The 12,028-nt window shown below is 70.3% G+C and carries 10 protein-coding genes; 1 reads left to right on the top strand and 9 read right to left on the bottom strand.

Annotated features, from left to right (window positions below):
- Positions 1-162: 162 nt before the first annotated feature.
- From ABEA87_RS39345 to ABEA87_RS39365, 5 genes are all read right to left on the bottom strand, one after another.
- Positions 163-1,776 (bottom strand): vWA domain-containing protein, encoded by a 1,614-nt coding sequence (locus ABEA87_RS39345; protein WP_345638613.1) that lies wholly within the window; start codon positions 1,774-1,776, stop codon positions 163-165.
- A 25-nt stretch (positions 1,777-1,801) separates the two neighbouring features.
- Entirely contained in the window at positions 1,802-2,947 is a 1,146-nt protein-coding gene (locus ABEA87_RS39350; protein ID WP_345638615.1) for an AAA family ATPase, read from the bottom strand.
- 253 nt (positions 2,948-3,200) lie between these two features.
- Positions 3,201-3,449, bottom strand: a complete 249-nt coding sequence (locus ABEA87_RS39355) for a hypothetical protein (protein ID WP_345638617.1) — start codon at positions 3,447-3,449, stop codon at positions 3,201-3,203.
- A gap of 136 nt (positions 3,450-3,585) precedes the next feature.
- A complete protein-coding gene (locus ABEA87_RS39360; protein WP_345638619.1) occupies positions 3,586-4,203 on the bottom strand; it encodes a hypothetical protein in 618 nt (205 codons plus the stop codon).
- Positions 4,200-6,155, bottom strand: coding sequence for a hypothetical protein (locus ABEA87_RS39365; RefSeq protein WP_345638621.1), 1,956 nt, complete (start codon positions 6,153-6,155; stop codon positions 4,200-4,202). Before ABEA87_RS39365 ends, ABEA87_RS39360 begins: the two co-directional genes overlap by 4 nt.
- Before the next feature lie 410 nt (positions 6,156-6,565).
- Here ABEA87_RS39365 and ABEA87_RS39370 point away from each other — a divergent pair, with 410 nt between their 5' ends.
- Positions 6,566-7,228, top strand: coding sequence for an HAD family hydrolase (locus ABEA87_RS39370; protein WP_345638623.1), 663 nt, complete (start codon positions 6,566-6,568; stop codon positions 7,226-7,228).
- 454 nt (positions 7,229-7,682) lie between these two features.
- Here the strand turns inward: ABEA87_RS39370 and ABEA87_RS39375 are convergent, their stop codons facing one another.
- The 4 genes from ABEA87_RS39375 to ABEA87_RS39390 all read right to left on the bottom strand — a co-directional run bounded on the left by ABEA87_RS39375 (position 7,683) and on the right by ABEA87_RS39390 (position 12,021).
- A complete protein-coding gene (locus ABEA87_RS39375) occupies positions 7,683-8,939 on the bottom strand; it encodes an MFS transporter (RefSeq protein WP_345638625.1) in 1,257 nt (418 codons plus the stop codon).
- A gap of 173 nt (positions 8,940-9,112) precedes the next feature.
- Positions 9,113-10,126, bottom strand: coding sequence for an NlpC/P60 family protein (locus tag ABEA87_RS39380; RefSeq protein ID WP_345638627.1), 1,014 nt, complete (start codon positions 10,124-10,126; stop codon positions 9,113-9,115).
- A 697-nt stretch (positions 10,127-10,823) separates the two neighbouring features.
- Positions 10,824-11,282, bottom strand: coding sequence for a hypothetical protein (locus tag ABEA87_RS39385; protein WP_345638629.1), 459 nt, complete (start codon positions 11,280-11,282; stop codon positions 10,824-10,826).
- A gap of 133 nt (positions 11,283-11,415) precedes the next feature.
- Positions 11,416-12,021, bottom strand: a complete 606-nt coding sequence (locus ABEA87_RS39390; RefSeq protein ID WP_345638631.1) for a hypothetical protein — start codon at positions 12,019-12,021, stop codon at positions 11,416-11,418.
- Positions 12,022-12,028 lie beyond the last annotated feature (7 nt).

Consider the following 12,028-nt stretch of genomic DNA (forward strand, 5'->3'; position numbering starts at 1 on the left):
CGCCGACTGCCCAGCCCTGGCCTTCCTCGGTGTCACATCGTTCAGTGTCGCGGTCATCACAGCGCCCTCCTCACCAGGCACAACGCCTGGCGGGTCAGGCCGGAAACACCGTTAGCAAGACAGTCCCCCAACGCGCACGGCTGAACCGGGACTACGCCCTGGTCAGCTAGCGATTGGCGGCTGCCGTACTAGTGCGGTGATCGCGGCATCGGCGATATGGCCAATAGCGCCGATCGGGTTCTCGACGGTGATGGCAATGGTGTCGTCGAAGATGTGGCTGCTCTGCTGTCCAGGGTGTAACCACAGCACAGCGCACCCCGCGCCGTGCATCGCGCTGATCACCTTCTGCGCGGCCTCGTACTGCTCGAAGAAGTGGCCGTCGGAGACGACGGCCAGCATCCGCACCGCGCCGGGGCGCCGCAGGTCGAGGAGCTGATCAGCGAGCTGAACGGCTCCGACGAATTCCTCAGTACCGTCGTTAGCTTCCATCTCCAGGACCTGGGTGGGGTGTTGGTGGGGTGGGATGAGCAGGGTGACGGTGTCGCCGAACGCGATCGTGGTGGTGGCCGCGTCGGCGCGGCGGGCCGCGTGGGCGAGGATCCATCCGGCCGAGGACATCGGCGCGGCATAGTCGCCCATGGATCCGGAGACGTCAACCAGGACGGCGAGGCGCAGGGTCGGCTTGTGCGGCGGTTGGATGGTGCGACGCTGCCAGGGTGCGGCGGTGGGCACCATGCCCGCGGCGGCCTGCGCGTCAGCGGTAATCGCGTGCCGTACCCGCAGCCGCCCGGGTGGCGCCGTGGCGGGGCGGGTTGCTGGTTCGGTGGGGTCGGTACGGGCCCGGCGTAGGCGGGCGGCCAGCAGCCGCGCGGCGCGCTGTTCGTCAGGGGCGGGATCACGCGTGGTCCAGGTCGCGGGGGCGGCGTGGCGCGCGGCGAGGCGCCGCTCGAGGTACTGCGTGGTAGTGAGGCCGGCGCTGGCGGCGAGGTAGCCGGTGATCGCCGCCGCGAGCCGGCCGGGGAACGCGGTCGGGTCGGGCTCGGGAGGGTTCGGGCGCAGGCCGGGGTCGACGCCCAGGACGTGGCACCAGTCGACGGCGATGCGGATCATGGTGTCGGCGTCGGTGTCCGCGACGGCGTGTGCCTCTTTCCATAGGCGGCGCAGGTAGGAAAGGCGGTTGCGGCCGAGCACGGTGGCCACCGCGGCTCGGACCGTGCGGACTTGTGTGCTGGTGATGATGCGGGCGTCGACGCGGGCGAGCAGGAGTCCCGCGAGTTGCCCGGCGTGCCAGGCGTCGTCGACGGGGGCGTCGCCGGGGTCGAGCAGGGTGGTGACGGTGTGGCGCAGCCAGCGGCGGTCGCCACGTCGGCGTGCCCGTTGCCGTCCTTCGGCGCGGGACTCTTCCAGCAGCAAGGCGACGTCGGCAACCACGGGTGGGGTGCCGGCGGGCACGTCCCAGTGGCTGTGGGCGGCGTGGGAGGCTTCGTGGACGAGCAGTCCGTAGGCGGTGGGTACCAGCTTTTTGTGGCCGGCGCGGCGGGGGTTGGCCACGCCGGGGTTGCCGATGTGCACGGCGTCCACTTCGATGCGGCGCTGGTGGGGGTAGAAGCAGGCGTCGGCTGTTCCGGCGGCGCCGGGGGCGACGGTGACGGTCAGGTCGGTGCGGCCGGTCAGCACGGGGATGTGGCGGGTCCAGGCCTGGCTCCACTCCCGCCACGCCTCGTCGAGGGGGGTGGCGCTGACCGTGGGGGTCAGGTGGGTCTTCGGATGCGGCATGGTCGTTCCTTTCTCTACGGTCGGGTCAGCGCTGCTTACCGAGGGTCAGGGCCGAGACGTCGGGGCCGAACTGGGCGGCGAGGGCGGCGACCACCTCGGGGCGATCGTCTTCCGGGGCGCGGCCGGCGAGGTTGGCGACGGCGGCGGCCAGGCCGAGGGTCTTGCGGACGCGGGCGAAGCCGAGCAGTTCCCGTAGTTGAGGCGCCCAGGTGACCTTTCCGTCGGCGAGGTCCTTGTTCAGGGCGATCGCGGCGTTGACCGCGCCGACGGGTACGCCGAGGTGCCGGGCGAGGTCCCAGTCGGTGGTGACCTCGATGTGCACCTCGAACCGGGAGGCGAGGGCTTCGGTGAGGATCGCGCCGTGCACGCCGGGGTTGTGGCCGGCCACCACGTAGAAACCGTCGGCGGCCTCGACGCGTTCGTTGCGGTACCCGGGGATGGTGATGACGCGGCGGCCGTCCATCGCCGGGTAGAGGACGGCGAGGACTTTCGGTGGGATCAGGGTGGCGTCGTCGACCAGCAGCGGCCGCCCTTCCCGCATCGCCGTGACGAGGGGGCCGTACACGAATTCGTAGCCGCCGTCGGGTAGCGGAATAAAGGAGCCGAGGAAGTCCTCGACGATGGTGTCGCCGGTACCGGCGACGGTGAGCAGATCGGGGAACGCCGCTTCGACCAGAGCCGTTTTCCCGGTGCCGGGTGGGCCGTAGAGCAGGACGGGGATGTGCTTGTCGCGCAGGCGGCGCAGCACGTCCACGTCGGTGGCGCCGGCCAGGCGGCGGGGGAAGTACAGGTCGCCATTGGGGCGGGTCACCGGCTTGCGGTGCGAGCTTCGGCCGGGGCCGGATCGGCTGGCGGTGCGGGGTGGCGGGGGTGGAAGGGTGCCGGCGGCGTCGATGCCGGCCGGGGTGATCTGGAAGCGGTGCGGGTTGGTGTGGTGGGTGGCGTACCCGGCGTCGGTCATGCGTTTCAATGCCTGGAACACGGCGCCGGAGGACGGGGCGCTGATGGCGCGGGTGATGTCGCCGACTTTCAGTAGCGTGTCGGGCTGGCTGGCCAGGTAAGCGGCGACCTGCGGGTACAGGTGGCCGGTGCGGCGGGCTGCCGGCGTGGTGACGGGGTCGTCGGTGGGGGAGGCGGCGCCGTCGCTGCCCGCCTCGGGGGCTGTGGTCATTCGATCGCTCCTGTCATGGTCGCGCCCGCGCACCCGTCTCCGGGTGCGCGGGCGGTGAACGGTCCGCGCTGCGGAGACGGGGTGGGCGGCAAGGCCCCTGGCAGGGTGGCCACCGCATCCCGTGACATGTGGTGTGGGGCTGCGTCAGCTGGCTGCTGACGCGGGTGGTGCGGGGGTCATCGTCGAGGCGTCGCGCTGCCTTGTGGCGTGGGCGATGACGATGAACGCATCGAATCGGTGGTAGATCAAGTGGTCAGTGGACGTCAACGGTGCACATGACCAGGTAGAGCAGGTCATCGTAGGAGGCTGAGGCCTGGGCCTGCTGGGTGAACTGGGTGGCGGCCTCGGCTGAGACCTGCGCCCGGATCGCCGCGGCGACTCGACCGATGATGAAGTAGGCGTTCCCGTCTTGGCCGGTCAGTTGCACACGGACGTGCGGGTAGGTGATGCCGTCGCGGTCCGGCGTTCCGGTCGTCGAGGTATCCGTGGGGGTGTCAGACATGATGGTTGTCTCTCTTCCAAGGTTGTTGGATTTCCGGTCGGGGTGGGGTGGACGACGCCGACATCCGCGGACCCGCCGGTAAGGAGGACGGTGGCGTTGACGGCGTCGATGCGACTTCGGCCGGTAGTCGCTGGGCTCAGCGGGTGGCTGTGGGTCGATCGGTGTCATACAGCGCGGTGAGCGTGGCCAGCGCGACCCTGGGGCCGAGAAGGCGCCGACAGAGGGTGTCGACTTGGTGGGGGCTGCCGCCCTCGATGGTGAGAAGGTCGACCGGTGCGGTCATGACCGCGTGGGCGATGCGTTCGGCGTGACGCAGCAGGTCCGGTGGCAGGTGCCGGGTCGCGGGCAGAAAGTCCCGGGTGCGCAGCATCGCGGTAGTCGGCAGGTACGGGTCGTCGTGTGGGCTGTTCGGGCTGGTGTAGTCCGGTCCGCTGCTGCTCAGGTTGCGCAGCAGCGGCACGCCGTCGCGGCTGCTCGCCTGGGTGATGGCCGCGGCCCGCCGGTGCCCGTCGAGCAGGTAGCAGCGCCGGGGCCGGTCCAGCCACGGCGTCCAGACGGTGAGCAGGCCGATGGGCCAGCCGGACTCGACACTGTGCCACAGGTCGGCGTGCTGTCGCGGTGCCCAGCCGGGGCCGCCTGGTGCGCCGGCGGGGGTCAGCTGTCCTCGGTTGATCAGGTCGACGATCTGGGTCAGCGGCACCCGAAGCACCGTCGTGCGCACCGGCGGTTGCGAGGCTTCGGATGGCCGAGTCATGCCTGGCCACCCTCATGGCGCGGGTGGGCCTGCCACCGCCACCCGGACCCGGTCCAGACGACCCACTGCTCAGCCCCGTCCGGGACGGGCAGGCAGGCGAGCCGGTCGCGGAGCGCGCTGTGTTCGGTCGGGTGAGCCGGTCGGGGCATGACCCGGTAGGTCCGCATCGTGATGCCGTCGGTATCGAGCAGCCTCAGGAGGACCGCTCCCACGGCCCACGCGCCCGCGGTCAGCACCTCGAACTCGTACTCGTCGGCCAGGGCCCGCAATACCCGCTGCTGCTCGGCGGGTGCGCCGCGGTAGCGGCAGCCCCCCACATACCCGCGCCAGGCCTCGACGCTCAGCTCCGGGTCGTCGAACACCTCCAGACACAGGTCGGTCCCGTTGGTGCCGATCGTGGCGACCGGCTGGCCGTCCAGCCGCAACTCGAGGACGCGGGTGGGATCGGTGGTGGGTGCCAGCGGCATCGCCCCGACCGTCAGCCGGTCGTGCGGCACCCGCATGTCCGGGGTGTGGGTCAGCTGCACGAACCGCTGCTGACGGTCCCGGGTCGGCAGGTCACCGACGACGCGGTCGCAGTCGTAGGGGTGCACCGGCTGCCAGCACCAGGACCAGCCCTTCACCACGTACTGGCCGGACTGGTCCGGCTCGATCCGCTCGATGGCCTGCTCGTCGTCGTGGACACCGCGTTCGTCCACGACGATGACGTCGCCGTCAAAGGTCAGGATCGCCCACTCGCCATCCACGACCTGGTCCGCGTCGCCGGTGGGCACGCCGCGCCCGACGAGGTCCTGCCGCCGGTCGCGGCGGAGCCGTTCCTGCTCGGCGACGATGGCTTCGGCGACCTGGCGCGTGCAGGTGAACACCGCCCACCCGTTCCAGGTGTCGATGAGGGTCCCGACGAACCCGACCGGAACGTGCAGCTCACCGTCCTGGCCGGGCTCCCACGTCCAGTCGCCGCAAAACACGCCCACGCTGCCTAGGCGCAGCTCGTCGGGGTGCAGATGGCGCAGGTCGTGGGGATCACCGGTCGGGCTCAGCACCATCCGGCACAGTTGCGCGACCTGGTCGCCGATCGCCTGCTGCGCGCTGTCGAGGTAGGCGTCGCTCAGGTCGTCGCGCTCCCGCGGTGTCAGCGGCGGCCCGTCGCCGCCGGATCCATCCGACCGGCTGGGCTGATCCTGGGCCGGAGGGGTGGCGGGGGGCAGGGCGTCCAGAATTGCCGGGTCGCCGTCGTCGAGGCCGGCCAGGATCCTGCGGGCGACGGTTTTGACGTCGCCGGTGGCCCGACCGCCGATGGTGTCCTGTGCCCACCATTCGGCCAGGGCTCGGCCCGCCGCCGCCCCGTCGTCGCGCGCGGCCTGCAGCAACTGTTCCCACCCCGCCCTACGCCGCCGGTCAGGGGTGTCGTGCGCCATGGGCTCAGCCACGGCAGGGCCTGGCCTCCCGCCGAACGGTGGAATGGGCGGCTGGGCCCTTCGGCGTTGGCCCGGCCCGGTGGCCTGCCGGGCGGGAGATTCGGGTGCCAGGGGGTGGGTAGCGATGAACAGCCCGCCCTGATAGATGGCGATGGTCTCGGCGGTGACGTCGAGCAGGTAGAGCCAGTCGACGCGTGGTTGGTCGGCCGGACTCAGCAGCAGGTCGAGCACCTGCTCCGGGGCCACACTGGGTCCGGGCGGGCTCACGGCCAGCGTCATGCCCACACCCGCCACGGCATGCTCGCCGTCGAACGGTGAGGTGTCTTCCTCGGTGATCTGGTAGTCGAGGTACTCCCAGTCGTGGGCCAGCAGTACCTCGATGAGGGTGGTGGTGTCGCGACCGGCGGTGGTCGCCCAGATCAGGCGCAGGCTGGGCAGCATGTTCGCGGGATAGCCGCCGCTGTGGACGCGGCGCAGGTGCAGCAGATCCGGGTTCGTGATGTCGCGGGTACCGATACGGCATGGCGGATGCACAGTTGAGTCCTCTCGTGTGCGTGTCGATGGGATGGAGGCGGTTGATGGAGCGGACGACGAAGCGGCCGTCGGCAACGGCAGCGTCACGTTGGTCACCGGGCATGGGGGATGTCGAGGTGATGCGGGTGGGCCGACAGGTCCCGCGTCGCGCGGCGGGTCCGGGCGAGGCACGGGGGACGACGGCAGGTTCGACACGTGCCGTGGCGTGCCGCCCGCGGCGGCACACCACTAGACGGCCGGATTGCGTTTCGTGCTGCGGTGTGACCAGGACGGACAGTTCACCGACCAGCGCTTCGGAAGCGGGTGGGGTCAGTGCGCGGTGCCGTCCCAGCTGATGGCCGGCCCAGAGGTGTGGTGGAACGCGGAGTCGCCGTTCGGCTCGGCGAGAGCGTCTCAGCTATCGTGCCGACATGCGGCCGCTAGCGTTGTTCGATCTGGATGACACGCTCGTCGATCGCCGTGCGGCGTTCAACGCCTGGGCCGAGGAGTTCGTCACGGCCCGCGGGCTCGATGACAAGGCGCTCACCTTCCTGATCCTCGGCGACGCGCATCACTCCGGCCCGATGGACCGCTTCTTTGCCATGGTCTGCCAGACGTTCGCCCTCGCCGAGCCGCCTGAGCGGGTGTGGGAGCAGTACCGCAGTCGCATGCCTGAGCTGGCGTGCTGCCGGGCCGAGAACCTCGATGCGCTCAGACGGCTGCGGCGGGCCGGATGGCGGCTCGGGATCGTGACCAACGGAATGACCGACAACCAGCTCGGAAAGATCCGAAACACCGGTCTGGACGCACTGGTCGACGCGTGGTGCATCTCCGATGAGGTCGGCGTCCGCAAGCCTGACCCCGAGGTTTTTCGGCTCGCCGCCCGGCGCTGCGGAGCCAGCCCCGAGCACGGCGGCTGGATGATCGGCGACAACCTGGTCCTCGACATCGCCGGCGGTCATAACGCCGGTCTGCGCACGATCTGGTTGCAGCCCAAACGCCGGCCCAAGTCGTGGTCGTTCACCGGGCCCGCACCGGACTTCACGGTCGACTCGGTGGCCGAGGCCGTCGAGGTGCTCCTCGAACGAAACTGAGCTGATATCGGGTGACTCGCCAAATTGTGTGGTCTTCCGCCACCTGTGATGCGCAGAACTGGTACGCCGCACATATCCGATTACGTCGTATTTCCTGGCCAAGCTCGGAGAGTCCGCACCTGGCCCGTCGATCTGTTCAGCCGACGAGCCGCTGCGCCCAGTACACGTGCCTGTGATGCCGAGGAAAACCAGAGAGACCGTCAGGTCGGACGCGGCGACCGGTGCGACCGACGGCGGCACCAACGCCACGAACTCGGCCGGCCCGGGCGCATCGGTGGTCATCTTGACGCCACCGGAGTCCGATCACCGTAGTCGGACAGGCAAAGATAACGACCGGCTCCGGCACTCACCGCACCGTCCCAGCCCCGCGCCACCGTGCTGCACGCTTTCAAACGCCTACGGATTGAGAACCGGACACTGCCGACATCCATCAGTCCCTCGGCAGCCTCAGCGCTCAGTGATCTGCCTCCGACAGCTCATTCCGGACCGAGTTGTAGCGGCCGACGGGCGAGAATCGCATCCACAGCGGCGGGAGCACCGTCAAGGCCATCAGGATGGCTAGCGCCGTGCGTGGCGACGCGACGCTAGCCAATGCCCCACCGACCAACCCACCCAGCGCGATCCCGCCCCGGGTGAACAGGCGCGTCGACGCGAACACCCGACCCAGCAGCCGTGCCTGAGTATCGCGCTGGACCGCAGTTATCGCGTACACGTTGAACGCCGCACCGGCCGCGCTCAACACAAGCATGCCTACAACGAACCAAGCCAGGCCCCATCCGGGCGTAGTCAGCGGGATCAGCAGGCTGCCCGCCGCCTCCACCGCCGAGGACATCCACAGCAGGCGGCCGCCGCCGAACCGGCGGGCGAGTGTGCCGGCGAGGATCGAGCCGCCCAGCGCCCCGACGCCGCCGATCGCGAACAGCAGTCCCACCACCGCGGCGCGCAACCCGAGCTGGCGGGCCAAGAAGACGAACACGACGGCGTCGAACCCGCCGATCACGAAGTTGGCCAGCGTCACTCCCGACACGATCACACGGGTCAGCGGGTTGCCCAGCACGTACCGGACACCCTCGCCGACCTCAGCGGACAGCCGGCGACGGACGGGCAAGCTGTCCGCCGGCACCGGCGATCGTGGCTCGGTTGTACGGATGCGCAACACGCACAGCGCGGAGACCATGAAGCTTGCCGCATCGGCGATCACCGCGCCCGGCGCGCCGAGTAGCTGAACCAGGCCACCGCCCAAGCTGGGCCCGGCGATGCCGGCCGCCGCGAAGCTGGCCTGCAGCGCGCTGTTACCGTCGGCCAGCCGGTCGGTCCCTACTACGGCTGGCAGAAATGCGGTGTTGGCAACGTTGAAAAAGACGGTAAGCACTCCACCGAGCAGCGCGACGGTGATCAGCTGGGCCACACTCAGCACCCCGAGCCCCCATGCCAGCGGGATGCTGGCCATCAGCACCGCCCGGCCGAGATCGGTCACGATCATGACTGGCCGTCGAGGCCAGCGGTCCACCCAGACCCCGGCGGGCAGCCCGACCAGCAGCCAGGCGGCATTGGACGACGCCGTGATCACGCCCACCTCGAAATTGGAGGCATGCAGCACGCCGATGGCGACCAGCGGAAACGCCACGAGCGTCACCGCTGAACCCAACTCGCTGACGGTCTGCGCGCTCCACAACAGCCGGAAACCTCGCTGCCACAGCGCGCTTACCATCGGGCGAAGATACTCATAGATCATCACCGGCGGCAACTCATCACGGCTACGGCCGTCGCGTATCGGCACTCAGCATTTCGGCAGTCCTCGTAAGGGTGGCCGCCCATCAAGTTGACCCGTTCCGTCAAGACCGGCGGCGGGTCAGCGCCTTCTTGAGCTAACGTCGACGACGGTCACGTTGGTAGCGAAGTCAGCGGCACCAACTGGCGGTAGGGGCTCATCTGGTAACCCCCGAAGTACGGGTAGGGGATGATCCGGTGGTGGGTGCCGCCGTCCCCGGACTGCTCGTACCCCAGGTAGCTGGTCATGGCGGCGTCCGCCCAATGGTCGAAGATCACCACGTGGCCCGCCAGATCGGGCGCTGGGTTGATCAGTAGGTCGCCCGGGCGTAGCTCGGTCTTCTGGATGGGCGTGGACCGGGCGGCTAACGCCGCGGTGTTCAGGCCGGGTCCGGCCAGCCCGAGAGCCATGGACGCGTACCCGGAGCAGTCCCGGCGGTACCCCTGTAACCAGGTCGTGGGGTCGCCGCTGGACAGGTACGGCACGGGTCCGCCGTGCCACGCGGTCAGCCATGTCGATGCCCGAGCCAGCACCGCGACGCCTGACAGACAGCCCGAGGTAGTAGCGGGTTGCCCGCTGGTGCTCACCAACTCGTTGACGAGCAGCGTCGCGTCCTGCTCCCACTTCGCGTAGGCGTCGGGATGCCCGCTGCCTTGTACCGCTTGTGCCGCGTCGGCCAGCGTCATCGTCTGCCAGTTCGGGACGTCCGACAGCTTCTGGTAGAACCGGGTCGCGGCGTATTCGGGGTCGTGGAGTTGGTCGGGTGTCCCCCAGCCCTGGGAGGGCCGCTGCTGGAACAGGCCGATCGAGTCGTCGTCGCCGCCTGGGTTGTTGATCAGGGATGACTCCTGCATGGCGGTGGCGACGGCGATGATCCAGCCGCGCGCCGGCACGGACAGTCGACCGCCGACCGTGATGATGGTGGCGGCGTTGCCGACCTGCTTGGCGTTCCACGTGCTGGTGTCGGAGGCGGAGCCGTGGGTGTCCGCGAGGGCTGTGCCGGTCGGGGTGGGGCAAGCGGCGGTGGCGGCGCTGTTTGCGAACATCAGGGACCCGGCTACCCCGGTGCACAGCAGGACGGCCACGACGACTGTGAGGGCGATGCCGGTGAGCGTTCGTGTGGTCATGATGGTCACTCCTCGGGAGGTTGGCGGGCACGGCGGGGAGCGGGTCAGGCGGCGAGTGTTGCCCCGAGTGGTCGCCGCGACGGTGCGGCTGCGGGTGTCGCGTACCGCCTGGGCTCGGCTGCCATCGGTGCGGCGGGCGTGGCGGTGGACGTGAACCAGCCGGCGAAGTGGCCGCGGGCGGTCGGTACGGTGGCGAGTCCCTGCGCGGTGCCGGCTCGGCCTCGCGGCCTCGGTGCGGGCATCTGCCGTGGTGCGGCTACCGGGCGAGCGTCGGTGGCAGCGCGGCGGGCGCACTGTTCGGCGTGTAGGGCGGCGCGTAGTGCCCAACAGGCGCCTTGTTGCCCGCGGCACTGCAGGTTGGCGCAGTTCCCGTCGGGACCGGGGCGGTGGGCGGCCGCGACGTCGACCGCGAGTGCCCACAGCAGCCGGTCCGTGACGTCGTCCGGCGGCTGTACCCGGTCACTGGTGCGGTGCTGCGGGCGGGGGTGGTGCGGTCGGTGCGTCATGGCTGCTGGCCTTCCGTCGACTGGTTGCGGGCACGGATCGCCGCCCGACTCGCCAGGGCCTGGGAGCTCCATGTCCTGATGGCGGGCCGGACAGCGACCAGCACTGATCGACGCTTATCTCTTGACGAAGGTCAAGTCGTGGTCGGTCGGCGTCAGATTCGCCCCGCTCAGCACGACGACAGGTGGCCGGGTCAGATGGTCGGGTCAGGCTCGAGGTGCACCCGGGTGGGGTCGACGATCGACAGCAGGCGGCGGGGCACGCCGCTCCAGTGGCGTCCGTCGTCGCCGCCGAGCTTGACGAAGGAGACGCGACCCATGCCCGCGTCGCGGAGCACCACGTACAGCTCACCGGGGGGCTGCTTCCAGCCCCCACCGGAGACGGTGACCAAGGTGCCCTGGTGCAACGGCGGCGTATAGGGCATCGTCACCGCCGCCGGGGTAACGGTGGTGGTGGTGCTGTCGGTGTCGGGCGCGGGCCGCAGATCCCCGGGATTGACCCGGACGGGTCGGCCGCCGGCGGCTGGTTCGATGATGACGTTGACCGGCAGCAGCCGGGTCACGCGGTAGACGATGCCCAGATGCCTGGGGCGGGCCACGGCGGGGTCGATGATCACTCGGTCGCCGATGGCGTAGGTGTGGGTGCTGGTCATTGCCGATCTGCTCCTTGTCAGGGGAACGGTCTTCGGCAGCGGGTCGCCGAAGCAGGAACCGGGGGTGTGCGTGCCGCCGAGCCGGCGGGCGCCAGCCCGCCGGCGTGTTGAGGCCGGGGCTATGTGGCGGCGGTCAGTTCTGCGCTGGCCATCCGGTTGTGGCCAGTCGGGCGAGCGCGGGGTAGGTGGCGGGCAGGTCGTCGCGGTTGGGGTGTTCGTCGAGGAGCACGACCGGCCCGGTTTCGGTGGCGCGGCGGCTGAGCTGGTAGAACCGGCCGTCGATGTCGACGGCCTCGACGCGGCGCAGCGTGGTGGGTTCCTCGGCGTCGGCGAGCACGTCGTCGTAGCAGACCGCCCAGGCCAGCAGCCGCAGCCCGGGTAGCGGCTCGGACAGCGCGAGGCGTAGTGCGGCGAGGTCGTCGGGATGCAGCGGCGCATCCTCGTGCCGTGTCCGGCCGCTGCTCGTGATGTGGTCGCCCGCCGCGGCCGGACGGGGGGCGAGAGTGTCGGCGAATCGGTGTAGCAGGGCGGGCAGCGTGTGGTGGTGGGGGTCGCCCAGCAGCGGCAGTTGCAGGATGCGCAGCTGCCGCAGGTGGCAGCGCACGGGACCGATCGGGCGGTCTTGGGCCAGGACGATGGTGCCCAGCTGCTCGGGCTCGCCCATAGGGGCGGGCGGTGTGTCGTGCTGGGCCTGCAGCAGGCATTCGGTCAGGGCATGGACGGTGGGAAACGACAGCACGGGATCC

This window comes from Rugosimonospora acidiphila, from assembly GCF_039543385.1.
Taxonomy (GTDB): Bacteria; Actinomycetota; Actinomycetes; order Mycobacteriales; family Micromonosporaceae; genus Rugosimonospora; species Rugosimonospora acidiphila.